Origin of the sequence: Leptospira sp. WS58.C1 (assembly GCF_040833995.1) — a bacterium.
GTDB lineage: Bacteria > Spirochaetota > Leptospiria > Leptospirales > Leptospiraceae > Leptospira_B > Leptospira_B cinconiae.
Genome location: NZ_CP162137.1, coordinates 3,310,516 through 3,328,581, shown reverse-complemented (window position 1 = coordinate 3,328,581; position 18,066 = coordinate 3,310,516). Strand labels below are relative to the sequence as shown.

Here is an 18,066-nt window from a genome sequence, read left to right as displayed (position 1 = left end):
AAATAGATTTTTTAGGTGCGGGATTGATCTATGTTAATGTTTTCTAAAGTTTATATGTATGATGAAGTTGGGGATTGTCAGCCTATTTTTCAAACTTTTAACCTTTTGTAAACTACGTAAAGTCCTGATAGGAATAATATTGGAGTGATCCAACTCGCAAGCCAGATCGGGATTACTTCGTTTTCGCCCAAGGATTTGAAAGAAGGATCCATGACCATATAGAGAAGCGCTACTCCGATACTCACTCCAAGAGAAGAGACGATCGCCATTCTTTTGGTAAAAAATCCGCTGGCACAGCCTACTAAAGTTAACACCACGATCAGCAAAGGTTCCGCAAACAATGTGTGTTTGGCTATATCCACATCTCCGTAAGATAAACCTTTGCGGATACGATTTTCTTTTTCTTCCGAAAGTTCGAAGAAGTTCATCTCTTCTACTGAACCTTTAAGTTTTTTGAAATAGTCGGGCTTTTCCGGAAGTGTATATTCTTTTTCCGTAAACTTTTGTACGGAGACCACTTGTAAATCGTCGTCGAATTTGGTTTCTTCTACACCTTTTAAGATCCAAACTCCTTTTTGATAATCGAATTTTGCTCTTTGGGCTACTAAAAGATAATCAGGAGTCTGCTCCTTGGTTAGACAGATATAATTAAATCCACCTTTGATCTCTTCTTCCTTAGTATCGTAATAATAAATATAATAAAATCCTTCTTGCCCTTTGAAATGTTTTTGGTAGACCACTCCGACTAACGTGTTTTGGTCTCCTTCTTTTAACATTTTGTGTTCTTCGTTGGCTCTTGCGTTTAATGGAGCTACAACTGTTTGTTTTAAGAAGAATGCTGCAAACCAAAGTACACAACTAAATGCTACGATCGGGGCTACAATCCTCCGGAATGAGATCCCTGCAGCCATCATCGCCACCAATTCTTTGTTTGCAGAGAACTGCCCCACAGTGAAAGAAACGGAGAAAAGTATCGCGATGTTCATGATGTACTGGATGAGCATCTGGGGGAGTCGGAAAAGGATAAAAAGCCAACCGTGGATCTTTCCCCCTTTGGAAGAAGCCATGTCTCCCTTGATATCGCTATAAGAGGACATTAAGGCCAAAAATCCCAAAGTGATTAGGGCCCCGATAAATATTTTTATGAACTCGGAGAATACATACTTATCCAAGATTCGTGGTGGAAAAAATTCCTCTTTTATTCTTTGGATCCATTCTTTGGGACGGATTTCGGGAAGACTGAACTGCATTCCGAATCCATCATCAAATGGCCGAGCGATTCCTACGATTCATTTATTTGGGTTGACGATCTTGGCTCTTAAGAGAAAATTCCTCCGTTACAGGAGGAGATCATGAAAAAAAGCGTCATTTCGCTCGCAATACTCGCCACTCTTATTTTTACTGTTTCGGTTTCTGCCGAAAAAAGTACGGAAGATCATATTAAGGCGCTCTCCAGCGGATCCGATCAGGAAAAAATCGAAGCTTCCCTTTATTTGGGAGATAAAAAAGAAAAGTCCGCAGTTCCGGAATTGATCAATCTTCTGAACCGTTCGAACGACCCTAAAGTTGCTGTTCCTGCGGGGATTGCTCTGGGCCAAATCGGAGAAGCCGGTGATTCGACTATCGCTTTAAAAAACAAAGTGATCAGCTCCGACAATGGAGATATCGTCTACACCGCTCTTGTTTCTATCCTGAACATCGTGATCAAAAATGAGAAGGCGGAAGACGCTGCGAAAGAAGCTCTTGAGTTTGCGGACAAAAACCGCAGATCAGACGAGTTTGTTTCCGACTTCTTAAACGTTCTTACTAAAAAGTTAAAGGGTTAATCCTTTTTTTCGGTGTTGAGTCCGGAGGAACTGAGTCGTTATTCTCGGAATATTCTTTTAAACGAAGTTAAACGTAGCGGTCAGGAAAAACTCAAAAAATCCGTTGTTACGGTAATTGGAGCCGGGGGTCTTGGATCTCCGGCTTTGTTATATTTAGGGGCCGCTGGAGTCGGAAATATCAGGATCATAGACTCCGATATCGTTGAGACCACCAATCTACAAAGGCAAATCATATTCAAACATTCTGATATAGGAAGATCCAAATCGGAAGCTTCTTCCGAAAATCTTAGATCTTTAAATCCTTATATAAGGGTAGAAGGTATACAAGCAAGACTTAACGTAGAGAATGCGAAGGACCTGCTGAGCGGATCGGATTTGGTCTTGGAAGGTTCCGATAATTTCGATACCAAGTTTTTAACGAACGATACATGTGTTCGAGAGAAGATCCCTTTTATCACTGCGGGTGTACTTCGTTTTGATGGAATGGTGATGGGAGTTCGTCCAGGTAAGGATGCTTGTTTTAGATGTGTGTATGAGGATCCTCCGCCTCCGGAACATGTGCCTTCTTGTGCGGATGCCGGAGTAATAGGCAGTATGGCGGGGATGATCGGCACGATTCAGGCCACGGAATGCATTCAATTATTATTAAGTGATTTCGAGAGAGAGTCGGGTTTATTCGGCAGGATTTTACAGGTAGATTCCAGATCAATGGAGTTCAGGACTATCTCCACTTTCAGACGTAAAGATTGTATAGTTTGCGGTTTACTTCATTGAGTTTGTTTTTTAGAGAAGTCGAGAGAATATCCCGCTCCCACATAGATTGCCTTTGCGGTGGAATTTCCTGCAAGGCCCTGGGTTAATGATTGGATCAATTCTAAACTTACATAGGCGTTTATAGGACTCCCGTTTAAATCTAGATCCCCTCCGAAGTGTTCCATCTTATAAGAGAGTTTGGAATATTGGAATCCTGTCCAGAAGAAGACCGAATCTCTCCAATGGTAGATTAACTTTCCTGAAATCGATTGAGAATCCACCCTCCATTGGTTGTTCAAGGCGGCTCTGTTTTCGAAAAAGCTACCGGCAAGGAAGGCAATTTGGTCTCGTGTATAGACGGAATTTCCATGAAGGAATTGTTTTTGTAATTCCCACCTTGTCTCCCATTTCTCCTTCCATTTGTATTCTATCGTCGCTCCGAAAGAAGGACCGCTTAAATAATCACTGAAACCTGTCCCATATTTTATAACCCAATCTATAGTATTCGTATTTGCAGGATCTTTGGGAGAGATTTCGTAAGTAGAATCGTCTTTTCCCTTCTGCCAAACTTTATGGTAACCTAATATAGGCCGGACTTCGAATCCTGCTTTAGAAAATACGTTATAGGAAATTTGAGCGTATACCTGCTTATAGCTGATTTGATGATGGGGAACACCAGGACTAAATGCGGCCTGTGAGACCGTTACCCCCGAAAGATCCGGATATACGATATTCCCGAAATTATTTACCGATTCCAAAGAGTTTAAATGGGACCCGCCAAACTCTCCAATAATACGTTTCCAAGTATACCTTAGATTAATAGTTTTTGCGTCCGAATCTTTTCGATCCGGAGAATTATAGAAAAATCCTCCTCGATTACCTAAGAGGGTGGCATATTGTTCCACTCCTCTATGGAAATTGGCGACCTGGCTTTCATAACTGCTTCTCCCTATTCCTCCCGAAATTTCGAAAGTATGACGATTCGAAAGTGTAGAAGGGTTATCTTTTTGAGCGATCTTTAATTCTTCCTTTTGTTTGAGATTTTCCTCCTCTAATTTCTTTCGCCTTTCCTCTTCTTCTGCCTTTAATTTTGTTTCGAGTACAGGATCAGTTTTTTCGATCTTTTCTTGTCTAGTCGGTTCTTTTATATCAGGATTTTTGAATGTAATTCTACGGATTGCGGATTTCAGTATTTCTTCTTCTTTTCCTTCGGTACTTTTAAATCTGATCTTGAAGGCACTTTGGTGAAGAACTTCTCCTTTAAGTATCCTTCCGTCTTTCATGTAAACGTATTGGATTTCGGCGAACATATTTAAAGGGAAGAGAACAAATAGGCTTAAAACGAAAATTCGTTTCGGATAGAACATATTCAGAGAAATTAGACGCGATTTCCCGGTATAATATTCGAGTTCTTAATATTTGTTTTCCGATTTAAAAACGGACTAGGATGAAAAAAATTTGTATCTTATTTGTTGAAGTCGTACGAGTACGTGGCGCCGATCTGGATCGTTGTGGCTTTTGTTTCTTTGAGAGCGCCTGGGCCGACCAAAGATTCGAAAAGTAGTTTTCCTAGGACAGCATCTTGGGCCGGGTTACTGTCCGATACGTTTTCGTTCTTGATCGATAGAGAGGAATCGGATATGGTATAAGTCCAGTTCATCGAATTCAAACCGAACCAAAAGCCGATCCCGTATTTCCAAGGATAGACCAATCTAATATCCAATAAGGCTCCATTTGCGATCCATTTATTGTATGTCTGTATGCCGTTAGATTGGGAATCGAATGATAATGGAGCGTAAGCATAAATATTTCGATCGTAGGTCCCGAAACCCTGCAATTTAAGAATATGTAAACCGGTCCGGATCTCGAATCCACCTACTTTTAAGTCGTATTGTACTCCGAAGGAATATCCTTTTAGGACTTCTGAGGCGGAAGTAGGAACGATCCCGAAATATTGTTCCGTAAATGCCGGAGCAGTTCCCGTTCCGAAGATCGTCGAATTAAAGTTCTCCGTTTTTGACCAGAACTGGTGGTATCCGATAACGGGGCGCACATCGTATTTAGGATGCGGGTATACCGAGTAAGAGAAATTTCCGAAAACATGTTTCATGGAAACATCATAATTTCCTTGGATAAATTTCGGGTATGTGCCGCCACTTGGGCCGTCTAATCCGAAAATACTTTGGGTCGCAGAGGATGTAGCGGAACTTGCGCCTATTTCCCCCACATATCGATTCCAAGAGTATCTGACTTCAAATGAACCGGCCTTTCCGCTTTTGGGTTTCGGTTCTAACGAATATTCGAATTTACCGCTGTCTTGGCCTATACTACTTCCAACCGCGATCACTTGGTCGTAAAAATTCGCGCCTTGGAAGTTTACGGTTCCGGATCCAGTGCCAAGAAAAATTTCTAAACGATTTCGTTTTGCTTCTTCGATTTGTTTTTTTCTTTTTTCCGTTTTTTCATCTAAGACGGCTTGTTTTTTGGATTCTTCTTCCTGTTGTTTTACAACCTCTTCGGGAGCGGGTGTAGGAGGTCCAACAGGAGTTTTGTCTTTTGGTTCCGGGGTTTTGGCTTCTTTAAATGCAATCCTTTTGATATCTTGTTTTGAGATCTCTTTTGTGGATCCGTCTGGAAGTTTGATTACCACTTTAAATGCGGTTTGAGAAACGATCTCCGCAGTGATCACTCTTCCGTCTTTCATATAGATGACTTGATCGTTAGGATGGACGGAAGTTAGCGAGAATATCATACATCCGAAGAAAATTGCCGCTCTTACCTTATTTTTTAGTCTTCGCATCCCGGATCCGATCTCACTTACCACTTGAACTCTGGGAAAGAATCCTTGAGATGAAGACAAGATTCAAGCAATAAATTGACAGCTCCGAAATCTAAGAGCGGTTATCTTATAACAAATACTACATAGTGAAATTGCTCTTCGGTTAATAATTTTCTTCGGGTCCGAAGTTCAGGGTTTTAGAAACTCCGAATTGTATCGAAGTCGCCTTACCTGTGGCATTTATAGTTTGCGCAAGTAACTTCTGGCTGAAATTCCAACTTACAAGTTCCGACAAAGTAGGAGGATCGGAATCCAGAGAAAGTGTGATCGGAAAACTTCCGTCTTGTAGGGAATATTTCCATTGATAAGAATCATATTTTATAAAAAAACCGATCCCCATTTTCCAAAAATAACTCAGCTTTAATGAAGTGTGAGTTCCTTTTGCCTTCCAGTCAAAACTATAGTCCGCAGGAAGTACAAAGAGGGTGAAAGGGGGCGCTAAAAATATAGCGGTATAATCCTGGTGGATCGACTGGGAACCTTTCATCGTTAAGGTTTCGAATTCAGGCCGTACCTCGAATTTAGAACCGAACAAATAAGCAAAACCGATTCCAACGGATGTCCCGATCAAACTTTCAGAAGCTTGGAAATTGGATTTTCCACCCACGCTATCCGGCTGAAATACCTGTGAATGTGAATCTTTGGTTCTATTCCAAGTTCGGATATAACCTATACTCGGATACAACTCGAAATTGGACCTCGAAAGCGCGGAATAAGATCCTTTAAAAAAAGCCGCCTTCATTTGTTCGGGATAAGATCCATAAACCACGATCGGATCTCCTTCCGGTCCTAGGTTTTTGGAACTTGTGGAAGTATTTATTTCCATTCCCACTGCTTCTAAGGAGAATTTTTTGAATTTATAATTGATCCCCGCTGATACGGATGTGCCCGCAGTACGGTTCGGGCTTCCGGCTAAATAAAAAGGGGTCGCATCGATGAATAAACTTCTTATGTTCTGATATTTATAGTAAAAATCTACGGTTTGGGGCGAGAAGGTTCCGCTTCCAGCACCTAAATAAATATCTACATAATGTCTTTCTAATGGATTTCTAACCGCTCTTTTGGCTACTTTCACGATCGAGGGAGGAAAGACGATAGCCGGTTCTTCCTTTTTGGGCTCTTGTTTTTCCACGGCAGTTACCGGTTCGGTCTTTTTAGGTTCTTCCTTTTGCGGTTCTCTATAAGATATCCTTAAGATATTCTCCTTTTGGATACGTTTCGTTTCCCCGTTTTGTAATTTCAGATCGATATAGGTTGCGGTTTGGTTGACGACATCTCCATGTAATATTTGGCCGCTACGTAAATATACGGCTTGGGCCTCGGCAAATAGAACTACAGGCAGGAATAATAAGAATAGAAATAGGAACTTGGACTTCATTCAACCTTCTTCATTAACAGTTTCGGATATTAATAAAAAATTTATTTCTATTCTTTATATTCCTACCTGTAAACAAGAAAGAGTGAGGATTAGACTATTTTTAAGGAAAAGAGAAAGTCTTTTTAGCCAATTAGATGAAACTGCGGACCGAGCTTATCAATTCGGATTCGTTTTCCAGAACGGTTTCTAATTTAAGATAAAACCATTTTGAAAAATTTTTATCGGTTTCTATGAGTGAAGAGATCTTTACTCCGTCTTTTTCCGTGCAGACAATGTAATCTTGGTTGGAAGTGTTCTCCGAGATCCGGGTTATATCGTCCTTCGTATAAGAATAATGATCCGGATAGGATTTGGTTTTTAGCTCGGAAGGATTTTGATTTTGTAAGGAAGAAAAGAACGAGCCTGGATTTCCCAAACCTGCAAAGCCAAATACGGATTTTCCGGTTAAATCCCTGACGGATCGCTCGGATGATCCCGGGGAAAGTGGAACTAATATTTGGGGCGAAAATCTAAATCTTAAGGTTCGAGAAGGTTTGTATTTTCGGATCCAATTCGAAAGGGAACTTTCCAATTCTTCCGAATACTTGGATGCTACTAAAAAATTTGCCCTAGATACCGAATTATAAGATTCCCTTAATAAACCTAGAGGAAGTAAGAATTCCATTTTGGAAAGATTGGTACAGTCCAATAAAACCAAATCTAAGTCCCTCTGTAAAGCATGGTGTTGGAATCCGTCATCCAGTAATACAAATACCTTTTGATCGTTCGGGATTTTGTTTTCAGATCTGTATTGTTGGTAAGAGTCGAACCTGTTACTTCCCACATACACTTCTACAAAAGGAAGATTCTTTTTTAATAGAAGAGGTTCGTCCCCCACGTCGGACGGAAGAGAATTATTAGTGACTCTTCGGGTTCCCTTTCCGGAAGAACCGTATCCTCTGCTTAAGATCACGATTGGGATTTTCGGAAAATTAGAATGGAGTAATTTTGCTAGATGAAGTGTAAAAGGTGTTTTGCCTGTTCCACCCACGCTAAAATTCCCGATACTAATCGTTATGGAAGAAGAGAGAGTTCTTTTTTTCTTTAAACTTCTATCAAAAAAAAATAAGATCCTATAAACCAGGCTGAGTAAAAATAAGATCGGAAAAGAGAGGATCTTCCCAAAAGAAATCATATTCTTTTTTCTTAAACCGGAGATTCTGCGAACTGCATCTCGTACAATTTCTTATACTTTCCGTCCAAGCGGATCAATTCCGAGTGAGATCCTGATTCTACCACTTTTCCACCTTCCATAGTAAAAATAGTATCTGCGATCTGAACTGTGGAGAGTCTATGAGCGATAATGATGACGGTCCTATTTTTGTATAAGGATTCAAGCGCTTGTTGGACCACTCTTTCCGATTCGGTGTCTAACGCGGAAGTGGCCTCGTCCAAGATCAGGATTTCAGGATTATTCAATAATGCTCTTGCGATGGAGATCCTTTGCCTTTGGCCTCCGGATAACATGACTCCTCTTTCTCCCACTACGGTATCGAAGCCGTCTTCGAAAGAAAGGATAAACTCGGTCGCGAAGGCGAGTTCTGCAACTTCTCTCATTCTTTCTTCCGTAACATTCTCCGTTCCATAGCAGATATTTTCTCGGATGCTTCCGTTAAATAAGAATACCTGTTGGTTCACGATGGAGATCTTTTTTCTTAAAGAAGCCAGGTCTAAATTCCTAAGATCCATTCCATCCCAGGTAATGGAGCCTTCGGTCGGATCGATCAATCGCGGTACAAGATCTACCAAAGTGGATTTTCCGGCCCCAGAAGAGCCGACTAACGCAATCGTGGATCCTTTTTGGATGGAAAGATTTAAGTCGGACAATGCAGGACTTTTTGCTCCGGGATAGGTATAACCTACCGAATCGAATTTTAATTCTTTGGAAAGTTTTTTAGGATAGATAGGATTCGGAGAATTTTTTACATCCGTTTCGCTATCCAACATTTCGAACACTCTGGTCCCTGCCGCAACCGCACTTTGGATGGAGTTGGATAACATTCCCATTTGCTTAAAAGGTCTGGTCAAAAATACCAAAGTTAAGAAGAAGATCATAAAATGACCTAAGGTCAGCTTTTCCAGTTCGATCAAATAAGCGCCGAAAGCCAAAAATATCACTGCAACGATCGAGCTGGAAAGTTCCACTAAAGACGGACCGATCTGATGATAAAAATGCCCTTTGAACGTTTTTTCGGAAAGATCGTTATTGATGTCCCAGAATCTTCCCGCTTCCGTTTTTTCCATCGAGAATGCGCGTATAACACGTATACCCGAGATGACTTCCTGTAAATGACCGTTTAACGCTGATAATCTTTCCTGTTGGTTACGCGTCGCTTTTCTGATCCGATCGGCAAAGGAAGTCACAGGGCCCATGATCAATGGGACCACAACCAGAACGGCGATAAACATTTCCCAACTTAAGAAAAGGAGAATAAGTAAATGCGTGAGTATGTAGAAAAAATCCACGATCGCATCTTTCAGATCCGAACTGATCAGCTTGGCCAGGACTTCCACATCGTTTACGATGCGGCTCATAAAGATCCCGGTCTTCTCTTGTACGAAATGGTTGAGCGGAAGTTCTTGAGCTTTAGAATAAAGTTCTAATCGAAGATCTCTGACGGCTAGATATCCTCCGGAGTTGATGCAATAGACAGCGCCTGTTAAGAATAAGAGTTTTGCCAGATAGATGGGAAAGATGAATAAACAAAAAAGTAAAACGAGCTGGTCTTTCGGAAGAGTAGTTAGATAATAGTTGGTTTTGATCTTAATATCTGCGGATAGGGCCTCTATCTTTTGGATGGCTTCTAATTCTTTTCCCTCTTCCCTATCTTTTAGTGCGATACTTTCTTTTTTGGTGAGTGAAATTTGGAAGTCGGCTTTTCCGCCTTTTCCGATCGCGTTGAATATCGGAATAACACTAGTGAGAGAGGCTCCATTGAGTATGGACACAAAAAAGGATAGTACGACCCCGGTGATTAATCTGTATTTATACTTGAAGGAATACCCCAAGAGGCGTCTATAGACGTTCATAGGTCCGGAATGTTTTATCCTAGATTTCTAGACTCGGTCTCGTCCCTGTTTCAAGCCGGACCGAAACCGACTCTTACCTTTTCTCTGGCTTTCCTTCTTTTGTCCCTTCTTTTTTATGATTGCGGAAAAGAGGAGAGAAGTCCCGAAAAACTGGTATTTTCGCTACCTTCCGATCCGATCTCTTTGGATCCGATCCGATCTACGGACCTATCTTCCAGAATTGTTCTAAAATATATTTACCCAAAACTTTTCGATATAAACGTAGAAGGTAAGGTCATCCCGTCCTTAGTAAGATCATACAAGCTCGCAGAAGGCCCTTCTCCCAATATCAGAAAATTGATCATGGAGATCCGTAACGATCTGAAATCGAACGTTAGTACGGAAACGATTTTAGGATCTTTGGAAAGATTGAGAAATACCCCAGGACCAAGAAAAAGCACATATTCTTTTTTAAAAGGCGGAAAGGTCCTCTCGGATTCCAGTTTGGAAATTTATTTCGAAGGCGGACTTAGGGAAACTTTAGAAAAACTTTCTTTGCCCCAGGCTTGGATCTACTGCGGTTCACCCGAATTGCCTTGTGGGGATTTTAAATTAGTAGAATGGAAAAGGAATAATTATCTTAGATTAGTTGCAAATCATTCCAACGATCTAGGCTCTGAAATATTATTTCGCGTTCTTCCACAAGCAAGCACTGGATTGTATTTATATTTCAAAGACGAATTGGATCTAATGAAATTGCCTGTGTTTCTTCTCCAAAACTCGTTAGTAAAAGAAGATCATATCTCCATCCGAAAAGGGGGAGGTGTACAATATGTTGCGATCAACGCTAAAGGGCCTTGTTTCGATAAGAACTTTAGAAAAGCATTAAATTACTCCGTGGATAAGCGAACGATCATCCGTGTTCTATTGGAAGGAAAAGGAGAAGTTGCCGTAGGCCCATTTCCAAAATCGATTTCGGAAACCTGGACTTCTTCCGAAGAAATTTATCCTTATGATCTAACAAAAGCGAAGGATTTACTTTCTAAGTCCGTATGTTATCCTAAAATTTTAGAAAGAGAACTGGAATTTAGGATGAGAGGAGACGAAGAAAACCAAGCAAACGGTGCTGCAATCGTTCAAAATCTAAAGGATTTAGGATTGAAGATCAAGATCCTTCCTATGGAAAAGGCGGCATTATATAAAGAGAATGGAGAAGGTAAAGGAGACCTAACGTTATTGTTTTGGTATGCGGATCTTCCGGGACCGTTCGCATTTTTGGATCCGTTGTTTGCGGGAGATCGATTCGGGAACGGAGGAAATCGAGCCTTCTACTCTAACCCGAAAATGGAAAAAATTTTCCAGGAGATCCGATCCACGGACAAAACGGATATAAGTCCAAAGATCCAAGAAGCATTTTCCATTTTAGCGGAAGATGCTCCTTGGATCTTTTTATGGTCCCCTTATGAGTTGTATCTGATCGGGGACCGTTTACAAAAAGTTCCTAATCGTCGTTCGGATCTTCCTTAATTTCAGGAAGTTCTAATTCTACCGCGTCTTCTCCGGAAAGCGCTTCATCGGAACCGTTTGTGGAAGCAGTTCCTTCAGTTTGTGTGACCGTAGGGGTAGTTGTGCCGCCTCCCGGCTGATCTCCTACGTAATAGTACTGTCCATATAGAGGATGTTTACATTCCGCCTCGTTGGAAAGAAGCCCGCCTGTTTCCGCGCAGATATCCACTTTCACATAATCTCCGTTAAATGGAGTGATTAGACTATCACTAAAACCTAATGTTCTAGCAACGTGAGAAACATATCTAAACCAAATGGAACCGCTTGTGCCTGAGCCGGAACCTGGGAAAGGTGCGCCTAAGTCATTACCCACCCAGACTGCAGTGACTAAATTCGGATTTACCCCGGCAAACCAAACGTCTCGTACTCCTTTTCTAGAACCCCAACGTTTTTGCGCTTCTTTCGGAGATTGAACAGTTCCTGTTTTTCCTCCGAGCGGGAATTTTTCTCCGTCCTTTAATGCGATCTTGAGTGTACCTTCTTCCGATACGACCGCTTCTAATAAGTTTAATGTCATGGCACAGGCTACAGGATCTAAAATTTGTTCCGCTTCCCTAGGATCCGGAAGACTATTCATATAAAGTTCGGATCCTTCGAAGTCTGTGATCCTTAGGATTTCCACAGGTTTTACTTTTTTACCGTTATTGGCGATTGTTGCATAAACGGTTGCCAATTCTTTAGGAGATAATTCTCCGGAACCGAGCGCTAATGTAAGATTGTGTTGGAACCTTCTACTCAACTCGGAACTATCTAAGTCCAAAATTTTTCCTAAAGTATGGATAAAATCGCCGACGCCAATTTCATCCATAAACTTAACCGCGATCGTATTCACCGATTGAGCGAAAGCGGTTCGGACCTGCATTGCTCCTCTGTGACCCTTATACCAGTTTTTAGGAGCATAACCTCTGATCTTGATCGGCTCATCCACAACGATAGAAGTCGGAGTGGCGATCCTTTTTTCGAATGCCATCAGATATACGAGTCCCTTGATTACCGATCCGGGTTGTCTAACGGCGGAAACGGCGCGGTTTAATCTAAATATATTAGAAATTTTGTAACTACCGACCATCGCTTCCACATATCCGTTTGTGGGATTGATGGAGATCAGGCTGCCGTTCATGTTCTCTATAATCTTATTTTGTTTGGAAACTTCTTCCGTTTTGCCTGCTTTTAAATAATTCGCTTTATCTTCGGAAAGTTTTTTACGGACTGCCTCTATTCCTTCTCTAAGGGAGCGTTCTGCCGCTTCTTGTTTATCATAATCTAAAGTAGTATAAACATTCATTCCGCGGCTTTCCAGGTCGATCTCCGAAAAATTTTCGATCACGAATTGGCGAATGCCGAAGTTAAAATCGGGAGCCAAATTGATCGTAAAATCCTTATCGAATCCGTACTTTCCGATCTCGGAAGTGATTACAACTTTGTCCCCTTCTTCCTTTGTCTCTTCCACCACATAAAAAGATCTGAACTTGCGGATATTCAAATCCACTTTCTTCTCGAAATCTCTTTCGATAGACTTCGGATTCGGATGAAGGTTTTGGTTTTTTCCCATTACAGTCATCACCATTTTCTGTCTTTTGAGAGCTATTTTCGGATTTCGAACGGCATTATAATTGGAAGGAGCCGGAATTGTCCCAACAAGCAGAGCCGCTTCCGCAGGAGTCAATTCGTATGCAGGTTTATTAAAGTAATAGCGAGAAGCTTCTTCTACTCCTGTGTTTCCTTCCCCTAAGAAAATACGATTTAGGTACATTGCTAGGATCGTATTCTTATCGAACTTACTTTCCAGATAGAATGTACAATAAAACTCGGTAAGTTTGTTGAAGACGTTCCGAGCTCCTAGATCCAAAGTGAGTTTTGCCAATTGTTGCGTGAGGGTGGAACCTCCCTGTCTTTGGAAGGTAGTTAGGTTGACTATGATAGCTCTTAGTAAAGCGGTAAAATTCACACCACTATGTTCGTAAAAGTCCCTATCTTCCGAACTAAGCAATGCCCATATTATATTTCCATGATTCGCTAAATTGTCCGTACGAATGGGTCTGAATTTTCTACGGGAGAATTCGCCGATCAATTTTCCGTTTTTGTCAAGGATACGGATCGGTTTAATCTCGTTCGGATCGTATGTGTCCGAAACTTCCCTCTGGAAAGTTTCCAGATTGCGCACGACTTCTTCCTGTTTGGTGAGCCAGACAACGTAAGATCCGCCGATCAAAAAGGAAAGGACTACAATTCCGGAAATAACAGAATATTTGAGGATAGATCTCCAGTTTGTTTTCGAATATTGGAGGAAGGAAACTAAAATTCCAAGGATACGATCTTTGATGTTCATAAGGTCCGTCGGTAGGTTTTCCGCCGTAAGTTAGGGAAAGAAAAGGACTTTTTTTGCGAATTTTTGTCCGGTTCCTTCTCTTTTATGTCGGTATAGTAACATATCTAAAAGGGGAGAAGAACGGACAATTAAGTGGCGATTCTGGTAGACAGTTTCCAAAATCTATGTCCAATACAGTTTTGCTTTGGATAACCGAAGAACTTAAGGAACTATGGAAGATCTGCCTTTCAAAAAAGAAATTTTTCAGCGCCATCATTCTTCTTTTCCTGCTAAAACTGAGATCTGGCCCAAGGTAAGACTACTTTTCGGAAGAGAGGGAATTCCTACCGATCTTTCTCATCTCTACTTGAATGAGGACGGTGAATCCTGGGCCAATCTGGGTTATTGGGAGAACACAAAGGAATACGGCACAGCTTGCGCGAATTTAGCGGAATATTTGGGAAAATTGGCCGGCTTAAATCGTGATTCTAAACTATTAGATCTGGGATTCGGATGCGGGGATCAATTTAGAATTTGGGAAAATACTTTCGGAGTAAATGTTTCGAATATATACGGGATCAATATCTCCAAGATCCAGACTGAATTTGCAAAAAGACGTTATGACGGAAAAACAAGTTCTCCCAATTTCATTTTAGGAAGTGTAGAAACATTAGCGGAATTCGAGGACAATTGTTTCGATGTAGTGCTTGCCTTGGATAGTCTGTATTTTTTCCCCGATCGAAATAATTTGGTCCGCGAAATTTATAGGATCGTAAAGCCGGGAGGAGTATTCGTATCTTCGGAAATATTATTTTCCGATCGAAAGATTTCTTATTGGGAAACTTTCAAACGGAATTTGATCTCGAGGATGGCAAAGATGTCCCGCGATCTTAAAAAAGTGGAAGGGATCGTTTCCGAATATTCCGCAGTAGGATTCAATTTCGAGGTCTTAGAAAGAATAGACCCTTTCGTATTTCCGGGATTTTCCCAATTTATATTAGAAAAAATTAAATCGGAAAAAAAGATCCCAAAACGATTAGCGGGAAGATACGAGATGTTGGGAGAATATTTCGGCTCCGAAAAGATCAAAAAACATTTCGAATATTGGATCTATAAGGTCAGAAAACCCTGTTAGTTAATTAAGATTTGAGTGAAGTTTCTACCCATCTTTTTACATCCAAAGAAGTGGAAACTCCCGCTTCTAAAAGCGGCATCCCGTATCTTGCATAAGAACCGCAAAGCCATACTTTTTTCCCGGGAAGTTCCTGTAAGCCCTTCAATTCTTCCAAAATTTTTCTGGAAGCGATATCGATCACAGGCCTTTCGAATTTGGATCTGCTGATAAAATCTTTTTCATTCGGTTGTACAAGCGGATTCCAAGTCTGGAAAACCGCCTTACCTTTCATAGAGGGAAGGACTTTGTTTAGAAGAATCGTGGCAGTTGCGGTAGAACTATCTTGAGAAAGGGAAAAACACATAGGAGCCCAATGCCTTTTCTGTTTGGGCATAAACTTTTCGTCCGAATGGACTACTACTTCCGAAGCCTCGTATTTAAGTTTGGAAAGTAGGGACTTCTCCTTTGAATATTCATCCGGAAGAATGGAGATCGCCTGATTGGCGGGAGCAGCAACCACCACTCTATCGAAAAGTTCCTCTCCATTCTCGAAGATCAGTTTTACTTTATCTTTTTCTAAAACGATTTTTTTAGGGTCGGTGCTCAAACGGACGGAGGAAGCTCTTTTTGAAAGTTTTTCCGTAACGTCCCTAGTTCCTTTTTCCGGAGTTAAAAATCTAAGGAATTTTAATCCGCTGGAATGATAACCGATCACTACTTCTGCCGGATAATTTTTAGCGCTTTCAGAAGTACAGGTATTAATCGTGGAAAACATAGGGATCAGATACAGGTCTTCGAATTCGACGGAATAACCGAATCTACTCAAAAACTGAGAGATGGTAAGTTGTTCTCCTTCTAATGATCGGAGCTCTCTTTCCGATTCTTCGTAAAAGCGGATCGCATCCGAAAAAATACGTCTAGAAGTTTTATTGGAAAAACAAACCCAATAAGGGATCGGAACAAAATTCCCTCCGATACCCAAGGTGGAAAAACCGAAATAAGTCGTGCCGTCTCCGTAGTTTAAGGAAAACGAATAATCTACCGGCCTTACTTCGATGCCCGCTTCCCTGTAAAGATCTAAAAGACAAGGATAATAATTACGTTTGAATGCCCTAAATGGAACATCCACACGGATAGAATGTCCGTTGGAGAAAAGATCGGTACCGTGAGCATCCATACCGACCAAAGGATGTTTTTCTAAAAGAGAGACTTCATGTTCTTTGCCCAAGTACCAAGATGCACTTAAGCCGGCGATTCCGCTACCGATGACCGCTATTTTCATTCCGGATTAGAATCCTTTTTTAAAACAAAAATACAAGGTAAAACCTGGATTTAAGGAAGGAATGCTACAAAAAAGGTAACCGAACAGTCAGTCTACGATCTGCAACACAACTCTTCTGTTCTTTTGACGGTCCGAAGCGTTATCATTGGAGGAAATCGGTTGGCTGTCCCCGAAACCTTGGGTCCGAACTCTCGTGTCCTCAATTCCATGTTTAGAGATTAGATAATCCGCAACAGCCTTCGCTCTGTTTTGGGAAAGTTCCTGGTTATGTTCTTTTTTGCCTATATTATCCGTATGACCTTCGACGGAGATTTTGAGTTTGGGATTCGATTTTAAAAAGTTCGCCAAACGATCCAATTCAGGTTCGGAATCCTTGGAGATCTCGAACTTGTTTGTTTCAAAAAATAAATTGTTCAGAAGGACTTGTCGACCCACTGCCAAAGCAGGAAGACGGAATTCCACATCCAATTTTGCGTCTTCTTGTTTTGAATCCGTAAGATCGATATTTCTAGAAACGGAAAGATGACCTTGTTTCTCCGCATAAAAACCGTATTTTTCGCCGTAAGGAAGAACTAAACTGAATGAACCGGTTTTAGAATCGCTTTTCGCACTTCCTCTTTTTTCCAAACGTGTTAAGGATTCGTAATGAATTTCCGCACCCAAAGGATTTCCTTCTTCATCCAAAACTTTGCCGTTAATCACTACAACTGGGTTCGGGCGAAAATCTCGAGGAAGATAAGCCATATACAGTTGACCTTCTTTACTTACATAAGCCCAGTCGCTATTTACGGGAATAGAAAAGAAGTTCACACCTTTTAAATTTGCGGATACCTCTACCGGTTTAGTCCAATTGTCCCAACCTTCTCCGATTCTTTTGGTTACATATACGGAAAGGCCCTTATGACCGTCGCTGCAGAAATAAAGTGTTCTATCGTCTCCCGCTAAAAACGGAGCGGTCTCTTCGGAAGAAGTGTTAACGATCTCACCTAAATTTTTACCTATTCCGAAAGAGCCGTCATCTTTTTGGATACTGACATACAGATCCAATTTGCCGTGGGAATCGGGTTGCTGGACGGAATAGATCAGTATCCTTCCGGAAGAAGAAAGGGTCGATCCTCCGAAGACGGAAGTATTATTTTTCAGATATAAATTCGCAAAATCGGGAAAGTTAATCGCTTTAGGATAAGACCAATTCCCTTTTTCTTTATAACTTTTATATAATGGAACAGTCGCTTTGTTTTGAAGATTGGTCAGTTTTCGGAGATATTCGTAAGCGAGCTGTTCTTCTTTTAAGCGGAATTCCATCTCGTCTCTGGTGTTTTTTCTTAATTCTTCTCTTTTATCTTGGAACTCGAATTGGATCTTGCGAGAAGCTTCGTCATCGCCGAAAGAACCGAAGACGAATAATTCATTATTACTCGGGAGGACCGCGATCACAGCCGAGTTCAAGTCGTTATTTAGAGGAGCAGGCATCTCTTTCCCGTCTCTCCAAAAACCTTTATCGTCCTTCTCCGCAAACCAGATCCTTTGAGTGCCCGATTTACCCTTGCTAGAATATACGGTCCAAAAAATGGATCTTCCATCCGGAGTGACTGTCGGATTAAAAGCGAAGTACCCTCTGTTCACATAATTCGGAATTCTTTTTAAGGTCCAATCCGCAAGACCCTTGGATTCGGAAAATGGATAGGTCTCATAACGTATCGGGTCGCAATTTTCCCCTCTCATCTGGCAGAGTACACGAATGGTTTGGTTATGAAGTCTGGAAAGTTCAGGGCTCAAATCGTTGGAAAGTACCTGAATGAACTCGTTTCCTGTACCTAACATTCTACCGAATTGTAGAAGTTTTCCCTCGATAATTCTCTCCTCGGCGAAAAGTTGCTCCGATCTTAGGCAGAGGATCAACAACAAGAGATATGAAAAAGAACGGATCATACATTCTATTTCGGTGAATT

General features: G+C 41.2%; 13 protein-coding genes. 4 read left to right on the top strand and 9 right to left on the bottom strand.

What is annotated here, in order from left to right; genetic code table 11:
- Positions 1-89 precede the first annotated feature (89 nt).
- The gene (locus AB3N61_RS15295; protein ID WP_020769010.1) at positions 90-1,250 is read right to left on the bottom strand and encodes an LptF/LptG family permease; all 1,161 of its coding nucleotides are present in this window, start codon (positions 1,248-1,250) and stop codon (positions 90-92) included.
- A 102-nt stretch (positions 1,251-1,352) separates the two neighbouring features.
- Between AB3N61_RS15295 and AB3N61_RS15290 the strand changes: the two genes are divergently transcribed.
- Together AB3N61_RS15290 and AB3N61_RS15285 are read left to right on the top strand one after the other, a co-directional pair.
- Entirely contained in the window at positions 1,353-1,826 is a 474-nt protein-coding gene (locus AB3N61_RS15290) for a HEAT repeat domain-containing protein (RefSeq protein WP_020769122.1), read from the top strand.
- 12 nt (positions 1,827-1,838) lie between these two features.
- On the top strand, positions 1,839-2,600 hold the full coding sequence (locus tag AB3N61_RS15285; RefSeq protein ID WP_020769302.1) for a HesA/MoeB/ThiF family protein: 762 nt from the start codon (positions 1,839-1,841) through the stop codon (positions 2,598-2,600).
- Here the strand turns inward: AB3N61_RS15285 and AB3N61_RS15280 are convergent.
- The 5 genes from AB3N61_RS15280 to AB3N61_RS15260 all read right to left on the bottom strand — a co-directional run bounded on the left by AB3N61_RS15280 (position 2,594) and on the right by AB3N61_RS15260 (position 9,865).
- Positions 2,594-3,862 carry a hypothetical protein gene (locus AB3N61_RS15280; RefSeq protein WP_367898004.1) on the bottom strand — a complete coding sequence of 423 codons (1,269 nt, stop codon included), beginning with the start codon at positions 3,860-3,862 and terminating at the stop codon, positions 2,594-2,596. The two genes, AB3N61_RS15285 and AB3N61_RS15280, sit on opposite strands and share 7 nt — an antisense overlap.
- A gap of 182 nt (positions 3,863-4,044) precedes the next feature.
- Complete coding sequence (locus tag AB3N61_RS15275) at positions 4,045-5,379, bottom strand: LA_0442/LA_0875 N-terminal domain-containing protein (RefSeq protein ID WP_367898003.1); 1,335 nt, start codon at positions 5,377-5,379, stop codon at positions 4,045-4,047.
- A gap of 142 nt (positions 5,380-5,521) precedes the next feature.
- Positions 5,522-6,796 carry an LA_0442/LA_0875 N-terminal domain-containing protein gene (locus tag AB3N61_RS15270; protein WP_367898002.1) on the bottom strand — a complete coding sequence of 425 codons (1,275 nt, stop codon included), beginning with the start codon at positions 6,794-6,796 and terminating at the stop codon, positions 5,522-5,524.
- Positions 6,797-6,926: 130 nt separating this feature from the next.
- Positions 6,927-7,970 (bottom strand): tetraacyldisaccharide 4'-kinase, encoded by a 1,044-nt coding sequence (lpxK, locus tag AB3N61_RS15265; protein WP_367898001.1) that lies wholly within the window; start codon positions 7,968-7,970, stop codon positions 6,927-6,929.
- Positions 7,971-7,981: 11 nt separating this feature from the next.
- Entirely contained in the window at positions 7,982-9,865 is a 1,884-nt protein-coding gene (locus AB3N61_RS15260) for an ABC transporter ATP-binding protein (protein WP_367898000.1), read from the bottom strand.
- Between the two features lie 9 nt (positions 9,866-9,874).
- On the opposite strand from AB3N61_RS15260, the gene AB3N61_RS15255 reads away from it, so the two are divergent.
- A complete protein-coding gene (locus AB3N61_RS15255; RefSeq protein WP_367897999.1) occupies positions 9,875-11,371 on the top strand; it encodes an ABC transporter substrate-binding protein in 1,497 nt (498 codons plus the stop codon).
- Here the strand turns inward: AB3N61_RS15255 and AB3N61_RS15250 are convergent.
- Positions 11,346-13,739, bottom strand: coding sequence for a transglycosylase domain-containing protein (locus AB3N61_RS15250; protein WP_367897998.1), 2,394 nt, complete (start codon positions 13,737-13,739; stop codon positions 11,346-11,348). The two genes, AB3N61_RS15255 and AB3N61_RS15250, sit on opposite strands and share 26 nt — an antisense overlap.
- A 211-nt stretch (positions 13,740-13,950) precedes the next feature.
- On the opposite strand from AB3N61_RS15250, the gene AB3N61_RS15245 reads away from it, so the two are divergent.
- Positions 13,951-14,853: a class I SAM-dependent methyltransferase gene (locus AB3N61_RS15245; protein ID WP_367897997.1), complete on the top strand. Its 903-nt coding sequence runs from the start codon at positions 13,951-13,953 to the stop codon at positions 14,851-14,853.
- Positions 14,854-14,857: 4 nt separating this feature from the next.
- Here the strand turns inward: AB3N61_RS15245 and AB3N61_RS15240 are convergent, their stop codons facing one another.
- Positions 14,858-16,114, bottom strand: coding sequence for an NAD(P)-binding protein (locus AB3N61_RS15240; protein ID WP_020769125.1), 1,257 nt, complete (start codon positions 16,112-16,114; stop codon positions 14,858-14,860).
- Between the two features lie 87 nt (positions 16,115-16,201).
- Complete coding sequence (locus tag AB3N61_RS15235) at positions 16,202-18,046, bottom strand: OmpA family protein (protein WP_367897996.1); 1,845 nt, start codon at positions 18,044-18,046, stop codon at positions 16,202-16,204.
- Between the last annotated feature and the right edge of the window lie 20 nt (positions 18,047-18,066).

Bases quoted from the DNA above. Each gene is read 5' to 3' on its own strand.
- AB3N61_RS15270 (WP_367898002.1), bottom strand. From the start codon at position 6,796: ATGAAGTCCAAGTTCCTATTTCTATTCTTATTATTCCTGCCTGTAGTT.
- AB3N61_RS15290 (WP_020769122.1), top strand. From the start codon at position 1,353: ATGAAAAAAAGCGTCATTTCGCTCGCAATACTCGCCACTCTTATTTTT.
- lpxK (WP_367898001.1), bottom strand. From the start codon at position 7,970: ATGATTTCTTTTGGGAAGATCCTCTCTTTTCCGATCTTATTTTTACTC.
- AB3N61_RS15245 (WP_367897997.1), top strand. From the start codon at position 13,951: ATGGAAGATCTGCCTTTCAAAAAAGAAATTTTTCAGCGCCATCATTCT.
- AB3N61_RS15235 (WP_367897996.1), bottom strand. From the start codon at position 18,046: ATGATCCGTTCTTTTTCATATCTCTTGTTGTTGATCCTCTGCCTAAGA.
- AB3N61_RS15250 (WP_367897998.1), bottom strand. From the start codon at position 13,739: ATGAACATCAAAGATCGTATCCTTGGAATTTTAGTTTCCTTCCTCCAA.
- AB3N61_RS15260 (WP_367898000.1), bottom strand. From the start codon at position 9,865: ATGAACGTCTATAGACGCCTCTTGGGGTATTCCTTCAAGTATAAATAC.
- AB3N61_RS15280 (WP_367898004.1), bottom strand. From the start codon at position 3,862: ATGAAAGACGGAAGGATACTTAAAGGAGAAGTTCTTCACCAAAGTGCC.
- AB3N61_RS15255 (WP_367897999.1), top strand. From the start codon at position 9,875: ATGTTTTATCCTAGATTTCTAGACTCGGTCTCGTCCCTGTTTCAAGCC.
- AB3N61_RS15240 (WP_020769125.1), bottom strand. From the start codon at position 16,114: ATGAAAATAGCGGTCATCGGTAGCGGAATCGCCGGCTTAAGTGCATCT.
- AB3N61_RS15275 (WP_367898003.1), bottom strand. From the start codon at position 5,379: ATGCGAAGACTAAAAAATAAGGTAAGAGCGGCAATTTTCTTCGGATGT.
- AB3N61_RS15295 (WP_020769010.1), bottom strand. From the start codon at position 1,250: ATGCAGTTCAGTCTTCCCGAAATCCGTCCCAAAGAATGGATCCAAAGA.